General features: G+C 45.0%; 25 protein-coding genes. 18 read left to right on the forward strand and 7 right to left on the reverse strand.

The annotated features are described in order from the left end of the window. The first annotated feature begins 3 nt into the window (after positions 1–3). Genes MKY92_RS09165 through MKY92_RS09175 form a run of 3 tightly spaced genes read left to right on the forward strand, consistent with a single transcriptional unit; the run spans position 4 to position 3,489 of the window. Positions 4–486, forward strand: coding sequence for a lasso peptide biosynthesis B2 protein (locus MKY92_RS09165; protein WP_076209512.1), 483 nt, complete (start codon positions 4–6; stop codon positions 484–486). Between the two features lie 52 nt (positions 487–538). Next, entirely contained in the window at positions 539–1,672 is a 1,134-nt protein-coding gene (locus tag MKY92_RS09170) for a nucleotidyltransferase family protein (protein ID WP_339301741.1), read from the forward strand. A 20-nt stretch (positions 1,673–1,692) separates the two neighbouring features. Next, positions 1,693–3,489 carry an ABC transporter ATP-binding protein gene (locus tag MKY92_RS09175; RefSeq protein WP_339300326.1) on the forward strand — a complete coding sequence of 599 codons (1,797 nt, stop codon included), beginning with the start codon at positions 1,693–1,695 and terminating at the stop codon, positions 3,487–3,489. A 167-nt stretch (positions 3,490–3,656) separates the two neighbouring features. On the opposite strand, the gene cysC is transcribed toward MKY92_RS09175, so the two are convergent. Beyond that, the gene (gene cysC, locus MKY92_RS09180) at positions 3,657–4,295 is read right to left on the reverse strand and encodes an adenylyl-sulfate kinase (protein WP_339300327.1); all 639 of its coding nucleotides are present in this window, start codon (positions 4,293–4,295) and stop codon (positions 3,657–3,659) included. Between the two features lie 206 nt (positions 4,296–4,501). Here cysC and MKY92_RS09185 point away from each other — a divergent pair, with 206 nt between their 5' ends. Beyond that, positions 4,502–4,912: a hypothetical protein gene (locus MKY92_RS09185; RefSeq protein WP_221823056.1), complete on the forward strand. Its 411-nt coding sequence runs from the start codon at positions 4,502–4,504 to the stop codon at positions 4,910–4,912. A gap of 97 nt (positions 4,913–5,009) precedes the next feature. Then, positions 5,010–5,789 carry a delta-lactam-biosynthetic de-N-acetylase gene (pdaA, locus tag MKY92_RS09190; RefSeq protein ID WP_074094344.1) on the forward strand — a complete coding sequence of 260 codons (780 nt, stop codon included), beginning with the start codon at positions 5,010–5,012 and terminating at the stop codon, positions 5,787–5,789. A 193-nt stretch (positions 5,790–5,982) separates the two neighbouring features. On the opposite strand, the gene MKY92_RS09195 is transcribed toward pdaA, so the two are convergent. Next, positions 5,983–6,831 carry a DegV family protein gene (locus tag MKY92_RS09195; RefSeq protein WP_339300328.1) on the reverse strand — a complete coding sequence of 283 codons (849 nt, stop codon included), beginning with the start codon at positions 6,829–6,831 and terminating at the stop codon, positions 5,983–5,985. A 105-nt stretch (positions 6,832–6,936) separates the two neighbouring features. Then, entirely contained in the window at positions 6,937–7,407 is a 471-nt protein-coding gene (locus MKY92_RS09200) for a hypothetical protein (RefSeq protein ID WP_339300329.1), read from the reverse strand. Positions 7,408–7,690: 283 nt separating this feature from the next. On the opposite strand from MKY92_RS09200, the gene MKY92_RS09205 reads away from it, so the two are divergent. After that, positions 7,691–8,077, forward strand: coding sequence for a DUF423 domain-containing protein (locus tag MKY92_RS09205; protein WP_339300330.1), 387 nt, complete (start codon positions 7,691–7,693; stop codon positions 8,075–8,077). A 124-nt stretch (positions 8,078–8,201) separates the two neighbouring features. Here the strand turns inward: MKY92_RS09205 and MKY92_RS09210 are convergent, their stop codons facing one another. Then, positions 8,202–8,774, reverse strand: coding sequence for a hypothetical protein (locus MKY92_RS09210; protein ID WP_036609959.1), 573 nt, complete (start codon positions 8,772–8,774; stop codon positions 8,202–8,204). Positions 8,775–9,229: 455 nt separating this feature from the next. Between MKY92_RS09210 and MKY92_RS09215 the strand changes: the two genes are divergently transcribed. The 3 genes from MKY92_RS09215 to MKY92_RS09225 all read left to right on the forward strand — a co-directional run bounded on the left by MKY92_RS09215 (position 9,230) and on the right by MKY92_RS09225 (position 10,563). Beyond that, positions 9,230–9,499 carry a hypothetical protein gene (locus MKY92_RS09215; protein WP_339300332.1) on the forward strand — a complete coding sequence of 90 codons (270 nt, stop codon included), beginning with the start codon at positions 9,230–9,232 and terminating at the stop codon, positions 9,497–9,499. A gap of 145 nt (positions 9,500–9,644) precedes the next feature. Then, entirely contained in the window at positions 9,645–10,007 is a 363-nt protein-coding gene (locus tag MKY92_RS09220; RefSeq protein WP_339300334.1) for an SHOCT domain-containing protein, read from the forward strand. Between the two features lie 253 nt (positions 10,008–10,260). Continuing rightward, positions 10,261–10,563, forward strand: a complete 303-nt coding sequence (locus MKY92_RS09225; RefSeq protein WP_017689545.1) for a DUF1805 domain-containing protein — start codon at positions 10,261–10,263, stop codon at positions 10,561–10,563. Between the two features lie 124 nt (positions 10,564–10,687). Here MKY92_RS09225 and mtnA read toward each other — a convergent pair whose 3' ends face one another. Continuing rightward, the gene (mtnA, locus tag MKY92_RS09230; protein ID WP_339300336.1) at positions 10,688–11,761 is read right to left on the reverse strand and encodes an S-methyl-5-thioribose-1-phosphate isomerase; all 1,074 of its coding nucleotides are present in this window, start codon (positions 11,759–11,761) and stop codon (positions 10,688–10,690) included. Between the two features lie 23 nt (positions 11,762–11,784). Continuing rightward, the gene (mtnK, locus tag MKY92_RS09235; protein ID WP_339301743.1) at positions 11,785–13,002 is read right to left on the reverse strand and encodes an S-methyl-5-thioribose kinase; all 1,218 of its coding nucleotides are present in this window, start codon (positions 13,000–13,002) and stop codon (positions 11,785–11,787) included. A gap of 297 nt (positions 13,003–13,299) precedes the next feature. Here mtnK and MKY92_RS09240 point away from each other — a divergent pair, with 297 nt between their 5' ends. The 9 genes from MKY92_RS09240 to MKY92_RS09280 all read left to right on the forward strand — a co-directional run bounded on the left by MKY92_RS09240 (position 13,300) and on the right by MKY92_RS09280 (position 21,348). Continuing rightward, the gene (locus MKY92_RS09240; RefSeq protein WP_017689542.1) at positions 13,300–13,761 is read left to right on the forward strand and encodes a Dps family protein; all 462 of its coding nucleotides are present in this window, start codon (positions 13,300–13,302) and stop codon (positions 13,759–13,761) included. A gap of 126 nt (positions 13,762–13,887) precedes the next feature. After that, entirely contained in the window at positions 13,888–14,463 is a 576-nt protein-coding gene (locus MKY92_RS09245) for a DUF1802 family protein (protein ID WP_339240951.1), read from the forward strand. 368 nt (positions 14,464–14,831) lie between these two features. Continuing rightward, complete coding sequence (gene sufC, locus MKY92_RS09250) at positions 14,832–15,614, forward strand: Fe-S cluster assembly ATPase SufC (protein WP_017689540.1); 783 nt, start codon at positions 14,832–14,834, stop codon at positions 15,612–15,614. A gap of 25 nt (positions 15,615–15,639) precedes the next feature. After that, complete coding sequence (gene sufD, locus MKY92_RS09255; protein WP_036609929.1) at positions 15,640–16,944, forward strand: Fe-S cluster assembly protein SufD; 1,305 nt, start codon at positions 15,640–15,642, stop codon at positions 16,942–16,944. Next, positions 16,941–18,161: a cysteine desulfurase gene (locus tag MKY92_RS09260; RefSeq protein ID WP_017689538.1), complete on the forward strand. Its 1,221-nt coding sequence runs from the start codon at positions 16,941–16,943 to the stop codon at positions 18,159–18,161. Before sufD ends, MKY92_RS09260 begins: the two co-directional genes overlap by 4 nt. Further along, positions 18,151–18,582: a Fe-S cluster assembly sulfur transfer protein SufU gene (gene sufU / locus MKY92_RS09265; RefSeq protein WP_017689537.1), complete on the forward strand. Its 432-nt coding sequence runs from the start codon at positions 18,151–18,153 to the stop codon at positions 18,580–18,582. Before MKY92_RS09260 ends, sufU begins: the two co-directional genes overlap by 11 nt. A 20-nt stretch (positions 18,583–18,602) precedes the next feature. Beyond that, on the forward strand, positions 18,603–20,000 hold the full coding sequence (gene sufB, locus MKY92_RS09270) for a Fe-S cluster assembly protein SufB (protein WP_076209130.1): 1,398 nt from the start codon (positions 18,603–18,605) through the stop codon (positions 19,998–20,000). A 337-nt stretch (positions 20,001–20,337) separates the two neighbouring features. Continuing rightward, on the forward strand, positions 20,338–21,057 hold the full coding sequence (locus MKY92_RS09275) for a M23 family metallopeptidase (protein ID WP_221823087.1): 720 nt from the start codon (positions 20,338–20,340) through the stop codon (positions 21,055–21,057). Between the two features lie 150 nt (positions 21,058–21,207). After that, positions 21,208–21,348, forward strand: a complete 141-nt coding sequence (locus MKY92_RS09280) for a hypothetical protein (protein ID WP_017689533.1) — start codon at positions 21,208–21,210, stop codon at positions 21,346–21,348. A gap of 160 nt (positions 21,349–21,508) precedes the next feature. On the opposite strand, the gene MKY92_RS09285 is transcribed toward MKY92_RS09280, so the two are convergent. Beyond that, complete coding sequence (locus tag MKY92_RS09285) at positions 21,509–22,558, reverse strand: HD-GYP domain-containing protein (protein WP_339300339.1); 1,050 nt, start codon at positions 22,556–22,558, stop codon at positions 21,509–21,511. Positions 22,559–22,678 lie beyond the last annotated feature (120 nt).

Raw genomic sequence — 22,678 nt, forward strand, 5'->3', positions numbered from 1 at the left:
ACCATGTTGCGAAAAATAAAGGCTTATCTCGCGCTCCCGCGGTCGATGCGTCGACTGGTATGGGAGGCCTATATGCTCCTTGGCTGGGCACGCATACAGAAGGCTATGCCATTTGCCAAAATCGCGCCAGGGCTGGGAACACCCATGGTTGAAACACCGATGACAGGACTTGACCGCAGCGAGGTCATCACTATACGGAATATTTCCAAAGCGATTTCGCTTGCCAGCAAATATACGTTATGGGAAAGCCGCTGCCTTGTAATGGCGATTGCCGGGATGAAGATGCTTGAGCGACGCAAGATAGAGAGTACGTTATATATGGGGACAGCGCGGAATAAACAAGGACATATGATGGCTCATGCCTGGCTGCGAAGTGGTAAATTGATCGTGACCGGAGCTGATACTATGGACCAATATACGGTTGTCGGTGTGTTTGGCAAACGGTGTCCGGAGAAGGGATCTGGGGAGATTGTCTATGATACATGAAAGTGAACTCTATTCATCAGGGTTTCCGAAGGAGCTTAAGCTGATTTTGAGCATGATTAGAGGTGATCTGACGGCTCTATCCCCTGAAGAACTCAAGGCGGGTTTGCAAGGAACCGATTGGCAGCTCTTTCTGCGGCTTGTCTATCATCACCGCTTATACTCTGTCCTTTATTTGAAAATGAAAGAATTGAACTCTGCAATCATTCCTGCAGATGTTATGGAGAGTCTGAGACAACAATATACGATCAATACGTTCCGCATGTTACATCTGACAGCTGAGATGGAGCAGGTGTGTGGAGCATTTCGTGAACGCGGCATCCGCAATATTACACTAAAGGGACCAGCGCTGGCTCATGATCTCTATGGCGATGTATCCATGCGAACCTCCAAAGACCTGGATATTCTTATTCCGTTCCATGATGTGGAAGCGGCTGAAGGAGTTCTGGCTACCCTCGGATATGTATCCAAGGAAGGGGAGCGGGCACCTACGGTGCGCAGCTGGAAATGGCGGGAACATCATATCTGTTATACCCATCCGGTCAAAAAGACTCAAGTGGAGATCCATTGGCGTCTGAATCCGGATTCGGGCAAAGAAACCGATTTTGAATTGCTGTGGAAACGCAGCCGGTTCAGTTCATACACACAGACACCTGTCCGTATGCTTGAACAAGAAGACCTATGGGCTTATCTCGTAACCCATGGTGCACGACACGGCTGGTTCAGACTGCGCTGGTTACTGGATATTGACCAGATGATCCGCAGCATGCCACTTGATGTGAAGAAAGTGGAAAGACGTCTGAAAGCGGAGGGACGTTTATCGATCGGTTCACAGGCTCTTTACTTAGCCTCAGATCTGCTGAACACGCCGCTGGATGTAGAGTACAGGTCTTTGATGTCCTTAAGTGACCGTACAGGCAAGCGATTAGCCAACGAAGGCGCAAAGTTCATGAACGACATGCTGGAAAGTCCGGCTGATATGAAGTCTTATCAATCGTACTTGTTTAAACTTCGAAGTACCAAGCAGAAATGGTTTTTCTTTATCGAACGTTTATATCCAAGTACATGGGATGTGGATCAATTGCCGCTTCCGCGTTCTTTGTTTTTTCTGTACTTTCCGTTACGTCCGTTTCTCTGGTTCTGGCGGCGAATTAAAAGGTATACGGTGACGGAAAGGGGTAAAGTATGATCTCGGAATTAAGGTATTTCATGCGAAAGTTGCATCATGTCACGGGGCCCATTTTATATTGGAATCTGCTAGGGATGATCTGTATCAGTCTCATGGAAGGGATCGGTATCTACATGCTTGTTCCGATGCTGAGTCTGATTGGCATATTTGAGATGGGCTCCACAGGCTTAAACATTCCCTGGCTGGGCGACGTGTTGAATCGTTTTTCTGAAAATAGCCAATTGTTACTCGTATTGTTCACCTTTGTATTGATTGTCTCCGGACAGGCCTGGATGCAGCGTCTCCAGACGATCCGTAATACGCGAATCCAGCAGCAATTTGTACGCACGCTGCGCATGGAAACCTATGGTGCCATTATAATGGCGCAATGGTCATTTTTTCTCCAAAAACGAAAATCCGATTTTAACCATATATTAACGACTGAACTTGCACGTGTGAGTCAGGGAACGAGCATTATGCTGCAAATGGCAGCCTCTCTGATCTTTACGGGAATTCAGATCGGTCTCGCTTTCTGGTTATCCGCCAAGTTGACGGCACTTGTGCTGTTCTGTGGATTGTTATTATTTTTTGTCTTGAGAAAATTCGTCAAGCAGGCCAAGCAGATCGGAGACCAGACCTCTGAATATTCGCAAAGTTATTATAACGGCATTACCGAGCATTTTAACGGCATTAAGGATATTAAAAGCAACATGCTTGAGCGCTCACACATGAACTGGTTTGAGCGCATGTGCAGACAGATAGAACGCAATGTCATTCAATTTAGTCAATTGAACAGTGGGACACAGCTGATTCACCGGATGTCCGCGGCAATCATTATTGCGGCATTCATCTATCTTTCTCTCCGTGTAATGACGGTGCCACCAGCAAGTCTGCTGCTCATCATCCTTATCTTTTCCCGCTTATGGCCAAGATTTACGGCGATTCAGTCCAATCTGGAGTACATCAGCTCCATGCTGCCTGCGTTTCGGGTAGTCAGAGAACTGCAAGCGCAGACGGCGAAGAGTCGTGAGATTAGTGCAGAGATTGCTTCGGCAGGAGACGTTGGAACTGATGGAATTCAACCTATGGAACTGAAGGAATCTATCACATGTGAGGATGTCTGCTATCGCTATGAGGGAAGTGATGCTTACTCATTGAGAAATGTGCAAGCTTCGATTCCAGCAAGGGGTATGACCGCAATTGTGGGGAAATCCGGAGCAGGCAAAAGCACGCTGATAGATCTGATTATGGGCCTTGTGAGGCCTGAAACTGGTCGTATTCTGATTGACGGTGTGTCTTTGTCAGAAGAACGCTTATTAAGCTGGCGAAGTTCCATCGGATATGTCTCCCAGGACCCATTCCTGTTTCATACGAGTATTCGTGAGAATCTGCGTCTGGTTGATCCAAATGCAAGTGAAGAACAGATGTGGCAGGCTTTACAGTTTTCCTCTTCTGCGGCTTTTGTGAGAAAGTTGCCACAGGGTCTGGATACGATCATTGGTGATCGGGGTATTCGCTTATCCGGGGGGGAGCGTCAGCGATTGGTGCTTGCCCGGGCCATGTTGCGTAATCCTTCTGTATTGGTGCTGGATGAAGCAACAAGTGCGCTGGACAGTGAAAATGAACAGTACATTCATGAGGCGTTAGAACGGTTAAAAGGACATGTGACCATTATCGTGATTGCACACCGATTGTCCACGATTCGGACGGCAGATCGTGTAATTGTGCTGGATGAAGGTCGGGTGATTCAAGAGGGTGGATATCAACAGTTATCTACTGATCCGGTAGGGACGTTTAGCAAGCTTTTGAACATGCAAGCGGGTGTTGTGGGACAGTAAGAGGGTGGATAGCAGAATTCATTCCAAAATTAAAAGCCGAGTATGGGACACATGTATCTGCTTCTGTTCATTCGTATATTTATTGAATAATCAGGCACGACACACGTAAAGAGGCGCGCCACGATAGGCGCGCCTTTCATGTAGGTGGTTCGTATATTGAGCAAGGATTAATGAATAACGGCTGTTTTCGTAGGAAGCGGCAGCTGTAGAGCACCGATCTGCTCCAAATGCTGTATGATCTCTTGTACAGCTTCCTCAATGGACGATTGTTCCGTATCGATGATGACTGAAGGCGATTTGGGTACATCATAGGGGGCGGAAATGCCTGTGAAATGCGGGATGTCACCATTGCGGGCTTTTTTGTATAGACCCTTGGGATCACGACGCTCACATTCTTGGATTGAACAGCGCACATAGATTTCAATGAAATCATCTGGTTCAAATAACTGTCTAACCATCTCCCGATCCTGTTCATGAGGAGAGATAAAAGCCGAAAGTACAAACAACCCGGCATCTACCATTAACTTCGATACTTCACCAATTCGCCGCAGATTTTCTTGACGATCCCCTGCTGTAAAACCGAGATCACGGTTCAGTCCATGACGTACATTATCCCCGTCCAGAACATAACAGCGTACGCCTTGATCGTAGAGATACTGCTCCAGGGCAAATGCAAGGGATGACTTTCCTGCACCTGATAACCCGGTAAACCATATGGCACGACTACGGTGCCCATTATGCTTCTCCCGGTCTTGTCTGTTGATGCTGGATGATTGCCAGGTTATATTGCGCTCTTCCTTCGACATGAGTATCCCGCCTTTTCCCTACCATGATATGTATAATATTTTAACATATTTACAAGATTATAGCACCTTACAGATTTCTTCAAAATAAGCGTGAATCGACAAAATATCGGGTATAGATGTAGTACATACATAAGCATTATGCATATATCCAAGGAGTATTTGCATCGAATGATGCAAGATGCTCATATCGCAGGAGGAACAATGTCATGAACGAAAACATACAAAACATACAAGTTGGGTTCAAATGCCCGGATTGCCAGCAGGATATCCGAGCGGAATTTATAGATGAACAGGTCAGCACGGTTCGTTGTAAAGGTTGTGACAGAGCGTATACACTTTTGAAGCCAACCATTGGTGATGAAATTCTTCTGGATTGGGAACAGGAGGCGTTATATCACAAGCTGAGAGCAGAACGATCTGAACTGGATAATCACAATATGTCGGCCTTGATTATCAAAGTTATCGAGCTGCTTACATGGCGTGATCGTGGAGATGGACAGACCCGTGCCATACAGACCGTGAGGGAATGGCTTGCTTCCAGTGGCAAACCTCAGACCTTACTTGAATTGTTCCATCAATCTCCGCCACAAGCTGAAAATAAACGTTTCGATCGTTAAGGATTTACATACATTAGCTGTTCCTGTGGCATATTACCTGAAGGTATTCGTGTGTGCAAACGACTAACCGAATTTTTCAGGAACAGGAGCGGATAGAATGAAGCGAATGGTTCTATATATACTGTTGGGACTGTTGTCCATCAGTATGGTACCGGCACAGACTGAAGCATCACCGGTTACCGGAGCGTATCACTTTGGCTTCAAAAAAAGTCAAAACGGTCAACTGCCCTCCATTGATCAGGAAGGCTTTAAATCGATCTTACAACATAACGATGCCATTTTCCTGGGGGATACAAAACAGAAGGAATTGTATCTCACGTTTGATAACGGGTATGAGAATGGATTTACACCTGCCATACTGGATGTTTTGCGTACCAAGAAGGTACCAGCTGCTTTCTTTGTGACAGGTCATTATCTGAAAGATCAGCCTGAGTTGGTCAAACGTATGGCGGCTGAAGGTCATATTGTCGGTAATCATTCATGGAGTCATCCGGATATGACCCGCATCTCCAATGAAAAGCTTAGAGAGGAACTCGAGAAGGTCAAGTCGGAGGTCAATCGGCTGACGGGTCAACAAGCGACCTTTTTACGGCCACCGCGCGGGATCTTTAACAATCGTACGCTTGCAGAGAGTCATGCTCAGGGTTATGTGAATGTGTTCTGGTCTGTTGCTTATAAAGATTGGGATACCAATGTACAGCGTGGCGCACAATATGCTCATCAACAGGTGTTGAAACAACTCCATCCGGGTGCTGTTATTTTGCTTCATTCGGTATCCAAAGATAACACGGAAGCTCTGGGTTCCATCATTGATGAGGCTCGCAAGCAAGGATATGCATTCAAAAGTCTGGATGATCTGCGGACCAAAAGTTATTGATCCATTATCATAATGAGCAATGGACCAAGTGTAGGTTTCAAAAGTTTAGCAAAAATATTAAAGGGCATCCTGAGCGTTTAAGCTCGGAATGCCCTTTTTAGTTATATCAGTATGCCAGTCCAAGTATTGGATGTACCCACATACAGATCCAGAAGAAAGGATTGGGTAATACGATACGAGGTTGCGTGTAATACTATAAAACAGTACTATAGATGATTCCAATCGTTTTCGGGCCGCAGTGACTGCATATTACACAACCAGCAGTGGTTAGTTCCACACGGGCACCCGTTTGTTCCTGCAAAGACTTCTGCAAATCAAGCGCATCTTCTTCAGCCATGGTGTGCACAACAATCAGCAGGTCTGGATCGATCTGATCCTTATGGCTGAGCGTATTATTCAGCATTTGTTCCAGAGCTTTCTCCCGTTTGCCGCGTACTTTATAGGCAGGTGCCATCTTACCATCCGTTACCCGGATGACAGGGCGAATCTTGAGCAGGCTACCAATCAGGTTCTGCATGCCCGAACAGCGTCCGCCTTTATGCAGATACTCCAGGGTATCGATGACAAATTCGGTGCGTACATTTGGTTTCATCGCCTCAATCAGATGTGTAATCTGAGTCAGGTTTTGTCCTTTATCGGCAGCATGTACAGCTTTCATCACCATCAGCGCAATTCCTGATGAGAGATTCTGTGAGTCAATGACCGATATTCGACCTTCCGGGAATTCGGAACTCGCTAGTCGTGCATTTTGATAGGTAGAGGAAAGTTCAGAAGATAAGCTGATATATAAAATCTCATCCCCTTGATCTATGTAAGGTTGAAATGCCGTTATGAAATCAGCGGGGGAAGGTGCAGCTGTTTTGGGAAGACGCCCATCTTGGCTGACACGTTCATATAGCTGTTCAGGCTTAATCTCAGCACCGTCTTTCAGTGATTCTTCACCGAACACGACATATAAGGGAATGATACCGATATCGTGCTGCTGGATCCATTCTGGAGCCAGATCACTTGTGCTGTCCGCAAAAATTTTGATTCGTGACATGTCAATCTCCTTTGAAAACAATGATTTTGGCAAAAAATATAGATTATTCTTATGTGTAAACCCATTCATTTTAATTATAAGGAAACATGACGCTGATGCAAAGCGTTACATCAGCGTCATGCCTACCAAGATAAGTCCAACGAATAACAGAATCATGATCCCATTTAATAGGGTTCCGATAATGGAAAAAACTTTCTTTCGATTCTTGAGGACAAGACCAATAATTCCGACGATGCCTCCGGCCAGATTGAGAATCAGGCAGACCAGGATGGCTAATGAAGCCAGAACCACTGCTGGATGCAAGGCGATCTCTTCTGTCTGCAACGGGGTAAGAACTCCGATGGACTCGTTTACAGCCATGGTGGCAATAAAGAATATCAGAATATAACCCAAGATTGCAACCAACCCAATGACAAAGCTGGCGATTCCAGGTCCGGAATGTTTCAGTGGTACCATTGGATGCCTCTCATGATCTGACGGGTGTGCTTCATACCCATTGTTATTGTATGGATCTGCATGGCCAGGATTCTGATCCGTGTTGTTATAACCTGAATTATAGGAATCGCGATTATCCATAATGTTGACTTGCCTCCCTTAATCATCGTACTGAGTGTTATCAACCTAATCGATGAGTAATAATTCTTCTTTTAAAATACAACGATTACATACCTGTTTACTTTTCCATAAATATCGATAAAAATCAAGGATTTACGCCAGTTTTCTACGATATTTAGGGTAGGGATAGGTTTAGTAAGTATAAACAGACATATGATCTATGAAGCTACACCCCGACTGGTAAAGGAGGAGTGGATTCGCTACAATAATAGGAGGAAGAGTTGAATTAAGGGAGAGAACTTACATGCAACGAAGATGGATGATGCTTGGAGCTGTAATGACCTTGCTATCAGTGGCGATAGGTGCGTTTGGTGCTCACATGCTCAAGGATACGATTGGGCCGGCGGCCATAGCTACTTATGAGACGGGTGTGCAATATCACATGATTCATGCATTGGGCCTGCTCATTATTGGCTTGACGGCTGGTCAACTTGGAGCATCGACAAAACTGAAGTGGGCAGCGCGTCTGTTGTTTATCGGTATTATCGTGTTCTCGGGCAGCTTGTATGTGCTTAGTATTTCTGGCATCAAGATTCTGGGTGCCATCACACCGATTGGTGGGGTAGCCTTCATTGCCGGATGGTTGTTATTGGCATTAGATGTATGGCAGCGAGGTAAGGATCGCTCCTGATCGGTCCAAACAAATCTCGGAGGGTTCAATCCTGCATGAACCATTGAACTAAAAAAGCAACTTGCGTTAGAATGTCCCGTCATTCTAACGCAAGTTGCTTTTTGTTTTAATCCGATGAAGTTAGTTACAGAAACTCATCGATTTCATTGGTTCGGAACGTATACACCTGTTTTTCATCGACATGATATATGCTCACAATACTGGTATCTCGATCAAAATTCAGAATACGGCAAGGAATGCTCTGATGTTTACCGTTCTTGTTATTGACAACAATACGGGTGAGTTTATTCTCTTTAATGAGTGTGTCAATCCACGCGTCAAACGAGTTTCCATCGGATACATTGGATGTTTGGGTGGCAGGCTTTTTCTCGCTAACCGGTTGTTCTTGTTGATTCTGTGTTTTGACTGGAGCAGGTGAGGCAGGTGTCTGAGCTGCAGTGGACGCCTTCTGTGCTGCGTTGGCTTTTTTGCGTTCGTTGTGAAGTGTGACGAAAGAGTCCTTCTTGGACTGGAGTGTCGCTTCAATAATTTTGCCTAGCTCTATGCCGGATTGAATCCGAAAGTCCGCAATTTGTTCTTCATTGTTTATGAACTCCAACAGGGACTGCAGTGCCAATGCATTTGAGCGGCTCTTAATAAGTATATCGACATTAAATAAAAAGCCGATGTCCTCTTGATTGGATAAGGTTTCTTTCATTCATCCCAGCCCCGTTAAAAATTATGTCAGCTCAAAAAAACGCTTCAATTCACTATATCATTAAAAAGGAAATTATCATAGTGCTAGAGACGCAGAAATATGCCGAAAACAATTGGGTGAATATCACAAATAAACCTTATTATTCACGTCTTTTAGAAGGTGTCCATAAGACAATCCAGAATGAGGGTAACAACATTCGTGAACTGTGGAAGAGGAGGTGGATAGGGAAATTTTTTGACCGATGCAGCCCATTATTGTTGGAGAGTACGTATTGGCGTGTACGGAGCAACTACCGTACCTCATTTTGGAGTAGAGTCGCAAAGTGCTGTTACATGTAAATAATGAACCCGTATGAGACAACATTCATCTTATGCCCACTCTAATTATTTGTACTCTGACGTTTAACAACCGTCTTCTCGTTATTATGTTACAATATGCTCATCACACATTAAGGAATGAAGACCATGCATCAAGAGGACAGTGTATTTGAACAGATTATGAAGCAGAAAAGATTGAAGCCTGTCAAGCCTGAAACCACAAAAGTTCAAGTGAAACCAATACATAAAAAGAAACTAGCTCAGGAGCAGTTAAGTGAAATGGATGTCCAGTTCAAAAAGTCGGTAGCTGAATCAATAGACCGCAGTGTACTTCATAGACGTGTACTGGGAATTAGAAGAGAGTTAACGGAGATAAGGCGATTAAAGAATGATGAGCATACGTTTTAAGGTAGGCCCAATTCAACTCACCTTGGGTGGGGGGCTTTTATTAGTGTTTATTCCCCTGCGTTCTAATCCCTTCTATTGAATTTCATAGACCCGCTCCTTTAGGCATGGTATAATCATTCCATAATTTAGGAGGCGAGGTCTACATATGAGTGATATGAAGAAAATCTATTTGTATTTTAGTTCATGGATGATTCTATTTATTTTAGGGGCTATATCCTCATCTCAATTAGGGAGCAATCACCCACTAACGAATCTCTTGTACATTGTTGGTTTTGTATTATTAATAATTAACATCTACAAGGGATTTAAAGTAGTAAAAAATCAAGAAAAATTAGAACATGCATCAGGTAATGTGAGAGTACTAACCATGGAATTAGAGAAGTTAGATAAAATGTTTGCAGCCAATATAATCAATGAAGAGGAGTATGAGTTAAAAAGGTCTAGCCTTAAGAAGCAATACTCAAGTTCTGTCGATACATACATAAACGATAAAGACTGGCGTGCCTAGAGTATAGATCATAATAGTAGAAAATGACCGGATTATTAAAATCTTGTATCTGAGCTGCCTCATTTCTGAGGTGGCTTTTTATATTTCAACTAAAGCATAGTTCTACTATCTAATTCTGCGAGAAGAATTACCAACAATATATTTGAACTGTAAGTACCCACATTTTCTCAAACACGGCAGGTGTCCACACGACAATCCAGAATGAGGCATACAATTATCGTGACCTGTGGAAGAGGAGGTGGATCGGGAAATTATGGTGACGATGGAGCCCATTGTAGTTGGAGAGCATGTATTGGTTGGGGTAGAAGTCAAGCTACCCAAAACAACGTTGTTGACCATTAACACATCCAAAGGATATATCATGTGCGGAGCACTCGACGTGGGATTACTTAATGAGAAGCTCGGGGATCGCAAGATTATTGCAGCTCGGGCGGTTGGTGTGCGTACACTGGAGCAGTTGCTGCATGCACCTATGGAATCGGTGACAACAGAAGCCGAGGCCATGGGCATTACGGTTGGCATGACGGGTGTAGAGGCTTTGTTGAAAATGATCTAAGCACTAACAAAAGGGCTCCCCGCAAGGGAAGCCCTTCTTTAGCGTTGTAATTCAGAGCCTAGTGCACGTCGTTTGTAGATCCAACGCTATATACGACACTCTCTTCTTGTATACTCTTATTAAGTTAAGCTTCTTCCTTCGCAAACAAGGCAGCCAGATTTTCTTGGAAAGGAGCGCGAACAACGCCTTTTTCCGTGATAATAGCTGTTACATATTCGTTAGGCGTTACATCAAATGCTGGATTGTATACTTTAATACCTTGCGGTGCGGTGCGTTTGCCAAATCCTTCGGTCACTTCCTCCGCAGCACGTTCCTCAATTGGAATCAGGTCTCCGGATGGAGTAGATAAGTCGATGGTTGACAATGGGCTGGCTACATAAAACGGAATATTGTGAGCCTTGGCAAGCACGGCCACGCTGTAGGTTCCGATTTTGTTAGCAACGTCACCGTTCGCTGCAACACGATCTGTTCCGACGATAACAGCTTGAATCCAGCCTTTGGACATCACCATGCCTGCCATGTTATCACAGAGCAGCGTAACGTCAATGCCGGCTTGCTGTAACTCAAATGCAGTCAGGCGTGCACCCTGAAGTACAGGGCGAGTTTCGTCTGCAAATACTTTCAGGTGAATGCCACGTTCCTGTGCGAGATACATTGGAGCAGTTGCCGTACCGTATTTCGCCGTAGCTAGTCCGCCTGCGTTGCAGTGAGTGAGTACACCCATACCATCTTCGAACAATGGCAGTGCATTCTCGCCGATCATGCGGCATACTTCTTCGTCTTCCTTCTGAATTAACAGAGCTTCTACTTCAAGAGCATCATTGCCCTCATCCAGGCTCAGGCCGGATTCAACGACCTCATTTGCTTTTTGCATCATGCGATCCAATGCCCAGAACAGGTTCACCGCTGTTGGACGGGAAGTAGCCAGATGAGCACATATGGATTTCACGTGGTCCAACCAACCTTGAACAGTTGTTCCGTCATATGATTTGGCACCCAATACAACACCAAATGCAGCAGCAATACCAATCGCTGGAGCACCGCGTACTTTCATGGAGTGGATGGATTCCCATACTTCCTCGGGTGTATACAATTTCAACATGAGGATCGTTTCGGGCAGCAGACGCTGGTCAAGCATTTCAAGCTTGTCCTTTTTCCAGATGAGAGAGGACAGAGGCTGATATTCAGGGGTTGTCATGGGTGGTTCCTCCGTTCCTTATGTTAAGCCTTAGTAGTTGTAACAGATGTGGATACAATATCCAGTACTTCGCCGATGGTATTCAAGCGACGATTGTTCTTGATCAATGCTTTACCAATGGACAGTGCTTTACGCTGAGCATGTTCACGTTCAGTCGCATTTGGAATGGTATCTATATCCGCCACGTGAGCGAGTCCCACGATACGACGAACCATTTTGGCACCTGCAAAGCCGATCGAATCTCTGAACAATTGTTGCACATACAGATCCTGATACCCTGGCGTTTTTGCCATCGGATCAACGAGGTCATTAACCCAGAGGGCACGGAAACGAGATTCGAATTCAGTCCATACATCACGAACCATATTCAGCAAAAGCGTTTCACGCTCACGCAAAGCAGTCTCGTCCTGAATCCATCCTGGCAGGGATGCGTAATTCAAGAGCAGGTTCGCAAGGACTGCACCCACATCGAATCCCATGGGGCCGTAATATGCAAATTCGGGATCGATGACCTTTGTTGATTCAGGTGTAACAAAAATACTGCCTGTATGCAGATCTCCATGAAGCAGTGCCTGCCCATGTGTCAGGAATTTTTCCCGTAGTAATGCCACTTCGAGGTGAAGCTCTCCATCTGTGCGAAGGGCTTCAGCCTCGTCTTCAATGGAAACATCATAATTATTTTTCTCAGCGATCCGGTAGGGTTCATCAAAGATCAGATCCTCCGTTATTTTGCATTGGTCTGGATTAATGAATCTACCCTGTTGTTCCTTCTTCAATTGCTGATCCATGCCCAAGTCGGATGTGAAGAACAGCGTTCTTGCCATGAATTCCCCAATATGCTGTGCAAAAAGAGGATAGGAAACACCTTCGATCAGGCCTTTACGCATGATCACATGATCACTCAGATCTTCCATAACCGTTAACGCAAGGTCATCATCGTAATGATACACTTCGGGTACCATCCCTGGACACAGACGATACTCTTCCTGAAGAATCTCACGTTCAATGCGGGCACGTACCAGAGACAGTGGCCATGATTCTCCAACCACTTTCGCATAAGGAAGCGCCTGTTTGATAATGATACTTTTATCGGAGTTCTGATCCGTGATGTGGAAAACCAAATTCAGATTGCCGTCGCCGATCTCGTGACAATCCAGATTTGCATCTGCCGCAAATGGACCCGGTAATGTTCTGGCCAGTTCAATTGCATCCTGGGGGGTAAACGGGCGATATTGGGACAAAGGTGCCACCTCCATATATATGAAGAAACAGGAAAACCCACTTCTTTGCTTGGTATATGTCAGTATATCGGAAATAACGCGGTTTTTGAACTTTTTTTTGAGACAAGTCAAGTCGATCCTGATTCGAACTTCCGGTTCAAGGGTAAAAACAAATAGGCCGGACGGTTGAGAGAAACAACGTTAACAAGCCTCTCCGCTACCAAGCGGTGACACATTATTAACTCTCTGTTATGCATTGCGGGACAACCTGTTTATCATGGCATGACAGACTAATTTTAAATAAAGGATGGGATTAATATGGCTACAAAAAACAAAACAGATCAAGCAAAATCGGTGGAACAAGTACTTAATCGTCAGGTAGCTAACCTGAACGTATTGTATGTTAAAATCCATAACTATCACTGGTACGTTAAAGGACCTAACTTCTTCACGTTGCATGTGAAATTCGAAGAGTTCTACAACGAAGTTACAGTACAAATGGATGAAATCGCTGAGCGTATCCTTACGCTGAAAGGTAGCCCAGCGGCTACAATGAAAGAGTATTTGGAGCTTTCCTCTATCCAGGAAGCAGCAGGCGGAGAAGACGCAAAAACAATGGTGCAAAACCTGATCGAGGACTTCGCTACACTTTCGAATGAATATCAGGAAGGTATCGAAGTTGCAGATGCAGCTGAAGATCAACCAACATCCGATATGCTGACAGGCTTCAAGGCTGACCTTGAGAAACACATGTGGATGCTTCGCTCTTTCCTGGGTTAATATAGCCAAAATTTTGCCTAATACAAGTGGGTCTCTTACGTAAGCTTTCTGAGCTCGGAACTTTGTTGTCAGAAACGCCCTGAGCGTCTATACTGCTGACAAGAACGATGTGGGAGGGAATCGCTTATGTTAGAACCAACGATACCGGCTTTAAAAGAATGGGCTTCTGCAATCAAAGCCCTGGAAACGGGTCGCCAGATTATGGTGATGCGCAAAGGTGGTATTGTGGAGGAAACCCGACATTTTGAGCTGAAAAGTCCAGCATTTTACCTGTATCCGACTTATGAACATCAGCGTAAAGAACTGATTAAGTCCTCGGATCAATCCTTTGTTGAAGAATCATTGGCCGAATGGGTGCCCGAAGCTTCGACAATCCGCATTACGGCATATGCCGAAGTAACGCAGGATCTGGAGATACGAGATCAGGAGATGCTGGATCGACTTCTTGACTTTCATATGTGGACAGCGGATTTTGCCGAAGACCGTTTGAAATGGAAACGGAAAGATCCGCTCCATGTATTGATTTTACGTGTGTACCTTTTGAAAGAACCGATGGAAATCCCCGTACTGCCTGAATATAACGGTTGTCGTTCATGGATTTCTATTCCGAATGGTCCGGTGCCGCGCGAAATGACGCCGGTGGTGGACGTTGCGGATTTTGACGAACAGGTACAGAAGATTAACGAGATGCTCAAATTGTAATATTATTAATGAAGGGGCTTGTCCATAATATGGATAAGTCCTTTTTTAGATTATGTGTAGCAGATACGATAAAAGCTTCATTTTCTGTGATTTTTCTCACTGTCTATCTCAGCGGGAGATGTTTTCTCATTTGATTCAATCTGGTATTTATTATAGAATCAGAAAGAATAATGTTTCCTGCAAGGAATATACCCTCTTAGGAAATAGCTTGATTATCATTGAGAATCAGTTTAGAATTATTCTAAAGTGTTCTTGCTTTAAGGAATCGAGTACAAGAAATTCAGGGGAAGCCCTGTTTCAGATATAATAGGCGCTTTTTCGTTTTCGACAGTAAACATCAAATTAATCAATGGAGGGAAACAATACACATGGCTACGAATTTCGTCATTGAAGGTCTGAAAGCGACGATCGAAGGTAAGGAAATCTTGAAAGGCATCAACCTGGAAATGAAAGGTGGAGAAATCCACGCAATCATGGGTCCGAACGGAACAGGTAAATCAACTCTGGCTTCTGCATTGATGGGCCATCCGAAATATGAAGTAACTGACGGTACAATTACACTTGATGGTGAAGATGTATTGGACATGGCTGTAGATGAGCGTGCACGTGCAGGTCTTTTCCTGGCTATGCAATACCCAAGTGAAATTGCAGGTGTTACAAACTCCGACTTCTTGCGTAGTGCAATTAACGCACGTCGTGGCGAAGGTAACGAGATCTCACTGATCAAGTTCATTCGTCAAATGGAAGGTAAAATGAAAGAACTCGACATGAACCCTGAGTTCGCTCACCGTTACCTGAATGAAGGTTTCTCCGGTGGTGAGAAAAAGCGTAACGAGATTCTGCAAATGATGCTGCTTGATCCGAAAATCGTAGTACTTGATGAAATTGACTCCGGTCTGGACATCGATGCTTTGAAAATCGTGGCTGACGGTGTGAACGCTATGAAGAGCGAAGACCGTGGCTTCCTGATCATCACTCACTACCAACGTCTGTTGAACTACATTACGCCTGACTATGTTCACGTAATGATGCAAGGTCGTATCGTGAAATCCGGCGGACCTGAATTGGCTCACCGTCTGGAAGCGGAAGGGTATGACTGGGTAAAGGCAGAGCTGGGAATTACAGACGAAACTGTAGGCCAAGAAGCGTAAAGACAAAACGGAGGAGGATTAATTAATGACTACACAAACAATTCTTCCGGTTGAATCTGAAGCGCTTCGCGCCTTGTCGGAAAGCAACAATGAACCCGGCTGGTTGACCGAACAGCGGCTCGAAGCTTTAAAGCTTGCGAGCGGGCTTGCGCTTCCTAAACTGGAAAAACAAAAAATCGAACGCTGGAATGTCAGCGAGTACGGAACATATAAAACAAGTGAAGCTATTTCTTCTTTGACAGAAGTACCTGCTTCTATCAAAGATCTGGTTCAGGATCAAGCTGAAGGCAGTCTGGTTATCCAGCGCAATTCCGGTACGGTATACTCTAAAGTGTCTGCTGATCTGGCAGCAAAAGGAGTTATCTTCACGGATCTGGCTACAGCGGTTCGCGAACATGGCGATCTGGTAAAACAATATCTGAACACAGCGGTGAAAGCCGATGAGCATTCCCTCGCTGCACTGCATGCGGCACTTTGGAATGGCGGGGTCTTCCTGTATGTTCCGAAAAATGTCGAAATCGAAGTACCACTGCAAGCAGTGTTGCTTACGGATGACGCATCTGCAACGTTTGCACCTCACGTGCTTGTGGTTGCAGAAGCAAACAGTTCAGTAACTTATGTTGATAACTATGTATCTGGCGAATTGTCCGCACCTGTTTTCCATAATGGTGTTGTGGAAGTATTCGCAAAATCCGGTGCTAAAGTACGTTTCGCATCGGTTCATCAACTGAGTGTGAATGTAACTGATGTTTCATTCCGTCGTGCAGTATTGGAGAATGATGCTTCCATCGAGTGGATTGTAGGCGAAATGAATAACGGCGATACAGCGAGTAACACGATGACCGTGCTGAAAGGCAATGGATCAAGTTCTGATTCCAAAGTCATCGCTGTAGGTTCCGGTTCGCAGAAAATCAACTACACCACAGAAGCCCGTCACTTCGGCAAGAATACACCAAGTCAGATGATTACACGTGCAGTTATGCGTGAAGAAGCTTCTGCAATCATCAACGGGATCACGAAGATTGAGAAAGGCGCTACCAAAGCCGATGGACAGCAGACAGAGAAAGTGTTGATGCTGAGCCCTAAAGCACGTGGAGACGCCAACCCAATCCTCCTTATTGATGAGGATGATGTAACAGCAGGTCACGCGGCTTCTGTTGGTCAAGTCAATGCCGAGCAGATTCATTACTTGATGTCGCGCGGAATTAACCGTACGGATGCCGAACGCCTGATCATCTATGGCTTCCTGGCTCCGGTGGTGGCGGATATTCCTTTGGAAGCACTGCGCACCCAATTGCAGTCTCTGATTGAGAAGAAGCTGGGACAATGAACCCATCCATTCGCGAGCAGTTCCCGATCCTCCACCAGGAAATTAACGGACACCCGCTCGTATATTTAGATAGTGCTGCAACTTCACAAAAGCCTCATGCTGTGATCGAAGCAGTCAAACATTATTATGAGTATGAGAACTCCAACGTACACCGCGGTGTTCATACCCTTGGAAGCCGTGCAACTGACGCCTACGAAGGAGCACGTGAGAAGGTAGCCAAGTTTATCAATGCCCGCCGTACACAGGAGATTATCTTTACCCGCGGGACAACGACAGCCCTGAATCTGGTGGCTTCATCATATGCCCGCGCCAATTGCAAAGAAGGCGATGAAATTGTTATCACGCAAATGGAGCACCATAGTAATCTGATTCCTTGGCAGCAAGTTGCCAAGGAGACAGGTGCAACATTGAAATACATTCCGCTTCAGCCTGACGGTCATATTGAATTGGCTGATGTCGAGAAGACGATTACGAACAATACTAAAATTGTAGCAATCGCTTATGTATCCAATGTTATGGGTCTGATCCATCCGGTGAAACAAATTGCTGAAATTGCACACCGCAATGGTGCTGTCATCGTTGTTGATGGCGCACAAAGCACACCTCACATGAAGGTGGACGTTCAGGATCTGGACTGTGATTTCTATGCATTATCCGGACATAAAATGTGCGGACCAACCGGAATCGGTGCACTCTACGGCAAAAAGGCGCTGCTGGAGTCCATGGAACCCATTGAGTTCGGTGGTGAAATGATTGATGATGTGGGTCTGTACGAATCCAACTGGAAAGAGCTTCCCTGGAAGTTCGAAGGCGGAACCCCAATTATCGCAGGTGCGGTAGGGTTGGGAGCTGCCATTGATTTTCTGGAGCAGATTGGTATGGATGAGATTGCACATCATGAGAGTGTGCTGGCAGCTTATGCAACAGAACGACTGGCTGAGATCGATGGGTTAACTATCTATGGCCCAGCCAAGCGGCATGTGGGTGTCGTTACCTTTAATCTGGGGGATGTTCATCCACATGATGTGGCAACCGTGCTGGATGCGAGTGGCGTAGCCATTCGTGCCGGACACCATTGCTGTCAACCGCTAATGCGCTGGCTTGAAGTTAGCTCAACAGCTCGTGCCAGCTTCTATCTATACAATAACGAACAAGATGTAGATCGGCTTGTCAGCGCCTTAATCCAGACAAAGGAGTATTTTGGCGATGCAACTTGATGATCTGTACAGACGTGTTATAATGGACCACTACAAAAACCCGCGTAACCGCGGAACATTTGATAATGACGCTGTCACGGTGAATTTGAACAATCCAACGTGCGGCGACCGGATTTCACTGCAAATTTTGCTGAAAGACGGAATCGTTCAGGAAGCCAAATATACGGGTGAAGGTTGCTCCATCAGCATGTCCTCTGCATCGATGATGACGGAGGCTGTCAAAGGCAAAACGATGGAGCAGGCACTCGATATCGCTAACCGTTTTTCCTCACTGATGAAAGGTGAAGAAGTCGATTTCGACGATTATGAAGATCTCGAAGCCCTATCCGGTGTGAACAAGTTCCCTGCACGCATCAAATGTGCCACTCTGGCCTGGAATGCATTACGCAAAGGGATTGACGAAGAGAACAAAGTACAATAACGATAGGGAGGTAGAGCAAGATGGCTAAAAAAGCACCAGAAATGGAAGAGTACAAATATGGTTTTCGCGACGAGCACAAATCCATCTTTCAAACCGGTAAAGGTCTGACTGCAGAAGTGGTTACCGAGATTTCCAAGATTAAGAATGAACCGGATTGGATGTTGGAATTCCGTTTGAAATCCTTGAAACAATTCGAAAAGATGCCAATGCCAAAATGGGGCGGAGATCTCGACGGATTGGATTTCAATGAAATTCAGTATTATGTGCGTGCTTCTGAAAAACAAGGTAAAACATGGGAGGAAGTTCCTTCCGAAATCAAGGAAACCTTTGATAAATTGGGTATCCCTGAAGCAGAGCAAAAGTTCCTTGCAGGTGTATCGGCTCAGTATGAGTCCGAGGTTGTATACCACAACATGCAAAAGGAATTGGAAGACCAAGGTGTAATCTTCATGGATACGGACACGGCTCTCAGAGAGCATCCGGAAATCCTGCGTGAATATTTTGCAACAGTTATTCCGCCAGCAGATAACAAATTTGCTGCATTGAATAGTGCGGTATGGTCCGGAGGAAGCTTCATCTACGTGCCTAAGGGCGTTAAATGTGAAGTGCCTCTGCAAGCCTACTTCCGGATCAACTCCGAGAATATGGGACAATTCGAGCGTACACTCATCATTGCCGACGAAGATAGCTTCGTTCACTATGTAGAGGGCTGTACAGCTCCAATCTACAGCACGAACTCACTGCATAGTGCGGTCGTTGAGATCATCTGTAAGAAAAATGCCCGTGTTCGTTACACAACGATCCAAAACTGGGCACCAAATATCTACAACCTCGTTACAAAACGTGCGGTTGCAGAAGAAAATGCAACAATGGAATGGGTCGATGGTAACATCGGTTCCAAACTGACAATGAAATATCCAGCGGTTGTACTGAAAGGCCGTGGAGCTAAAGGTTCCGTACTCTCCATCGCTGTAGCTGGTAAAAACCAGCATCAGGATGCAGGTGCGAAAATGATCCACTTGGCTCCGGATACAACATCTACGATTGTATCCAAGTCCATCAGTAAACATGGTGGTAAAGTAACGTACCGTGGTTTGGCTTCCTTTGGACGTCAAGCTGAGGGCGCGAAATCCAACATCAAGTGTGATACACTCATTCTCGATAATGAGTCCACATCAGATACAATTCCTTACAATGAAATCATGAATGATAACATCATGCTGGAGCATGAAGCTACAGTATCCAAAGTGTCTGAGGATCAGCTCTTCTACCTGATGAGCCGTGGTCTGACTGATGCGGAAGCAACACAGATGATTATCATGGGCTTCATTGAGCCATTCACGAAGGAATTGCCAATGGAATACGCCGTTGAGATGAATAGATTGATCAAATTTGAAATGGAGGGCTCCATTGGTTAATCCAATGCAGCGCTCTTCGAAGCCGTGAAGCAGAACGATGTTGCTGCTATTAAGCTTCAGATCCATTTCACGGAATCACAAAATCATTGAAGAAAGGTCGAGGGATATTCCTTCGACCTTTTTTTAAATTTCTTATGTAGTGATGAGCTTGGCGTTTTTCAATTACATAGCTATTATATTTATAGTAGTGTTTTGCACCGCTTGGAATATACGTTGGAGAGACCATAAGGTTTCCCTAATGATATTCTGAGCGGTATTTTTGTGGAATAAAATAAGACCAATAGCACAAGCCATTTCATAGATTTCAGCATTTAATGATAGAAAAGGATGTGAGTGTATGAGCGTAAACCCCTTCGAGGGCTATCGGATTACAAGTTCCTTCGGCTATCGAATTCATCCTATTCATGGTGGACAGACATTTCACCGCGGAATTGATCTCGTGACAGAGCCCTGGAATGGCCCCGTCTATGCCTTTATGGAAGGTAGGGTACGTTTTGCTTCCGAAGGAGTTACAGGCTCCGGATTCGGCGGTTACGGGCTTACAGTTGCCCTTCAGGATCATCGTGGCTACTTGCATTGTTATGCGCACCTTTCACGTATTGCTGTAAGCGTTGGACAGCAGGTGAAGCGAGGCCAGCTTGTCGGTAATCAGGGGAGCACAGGTCAGAGTACTGGTCCGCATGTACATTATGAGATTCGTAAAACAAGTGCACCATCTTACGGGTATACAGCCAGCGAAGAGGGTGTGACGGAACCGGGTGCGTATCTACAGGCCGAATACGGAACTGCATCTCAGGAACAGGAGGCTCCGCCGATGACCACTGAGCAGAAGAAAATGTTTGAAGCCATGCAGAAAACGCTGGAGATTCAAGGGGGATGGATTCAGCAACAGGAGCAACTTTCCAATATGGATTGTCCCGCATGGGCGCAGCAAGCATTTGATTATTATCGACCGTTTATTATGAACGACAAAGGCAGTTATGAATTTTGGAGATTACTTGTTATCATGTACCGCAAGGAAAAAGGCATCCAGGTTCATTCGGATTCCGACACATAGATTCCTGCAAAGAACAGGGAGTAACAGAAGGCTGATCCACTCAGGTAGATGCAGACAGACAACCATTTATCGAATGTTGCCTGTTCGCCCGGTTCATTCCACCGGAAACGTCATATGTTAGGGTATACCTGATGAAGAGGAGGCAATCACATGAGCGAAGTAGGATATGGCTGTGGTGGCAACGTAGGCGGAGTAGGCGGCGTTGGCGGATACAATATGTTCACAAACACTGGTGCAATCTTGGTACTGTTCATTCTGTTGGTTATCATCACAAAAGCATTCTGCGTGTAATCCAACATGATTGAATCGGAATAGACAAAAGGGAAGCCGATTACGGCTTCCCTTTTGTCATATGCCAACCTATGAGTTGGTTATTCAAGCTACTTCCTGTTTGTTGCTTCGTATCCATCCTGTGTGCTGAGTACAATGAACAGATAGGCTTGTTACACCATTACTGTACATAAATTTCAACGATAGCAATATCTCTTTCTTTCGCTAAATCGATAAAGGCTGTAGAGGTCTGAACGAGTGGTCGGAAATAATCCGCAGGATTATTCATGACAATGAGTCCCGTCTGACCCGTGGTGAGCAGAACCCTTTTACCGATAAAATTAGGTAGCATATGCTTGATCAGTTCCTGCGTTGCTTCAGCATTTAACTGACCGAAGCTGAGACTGTACAGTTCACACAGAACAGAGATCAGTTCCTGTTTGGTCTGGTACACCCGATTTGTCGTCATGGCGCTGTAAACGTCTGCTACAGCAGTTATACGGGCATATGGGTGGATCTCGTCCCCTCGAAGTCCATGAGGATAACCACTTCCATCCTCGCGCTCATGATGCTGAAGTGCAACCGTTGCCAGAATTTCATCCTGCGTGGATTCTTTAATGATATCGTATCCATAGAATGTGTGTTTCTTCATTTCGTCAAATTCTTCCGTGGTCAATTTACCAGGTTTATGTAAAATCTCAGAAGGAATCTTGGACTTGCCGATATCATGAAGATATCCTGCTTTGGCTACCGTTAGACATTCCTCGGGGTTGTAACCCATCCAGCCGGCGATATAAAAAGCGAGCATTCCGACTTGCAATGAATGGTTGTACGTATAATCGCTTTCCCCGTCCAGCATAAGCAACAAGGAGACAACATCTTTTTGTTTTTCCAACTGTTCTGTTAGGGTAAACAAAATTTCATCGACCTGTGTCTCATCAATAAAACCCTTCTCCATCGCTTGTTGAAATAGAGATTCAGTACCTTTGATCGTATCGTTAAACAAGTTAGTTAACAGACGGGTCTGATCTGAAGGTAAGGTTTGTGCATCAGAGTGTAGGTCGGATGGTGTGTGTTCTACATCTGCGTACTCGATTCCATGTTGCAACAGTTTGGATAGGTCATCTTCACTGAGGGTGGAACCTTTCATCAGCATGTGGAGACCCGAACTGTTGTATACATCATTTTTTAACAGGTCACCCGGTTTAAGATCAGTAACATGCACTCTCACGTATAAACCACCTTTTCTCGACTAATATCGACACATATAATTATAATAACAAGAAAAAAATGGGTTGACAACGACTTATTTACTATTAACCCACTCTATCTAAAAGGTGTAAAGGCTCAT

It is taken from the genome of Paenibacillus sp. FSL R5-0623, from assembly GCF_037974265.1.
In the GTDB taxonomy this organism is placed as follows: domain Bacteria; phylum Bacillota; class Bacilli; order Paenibacillales; family Paenibacillaceae; genus Paenibacillus.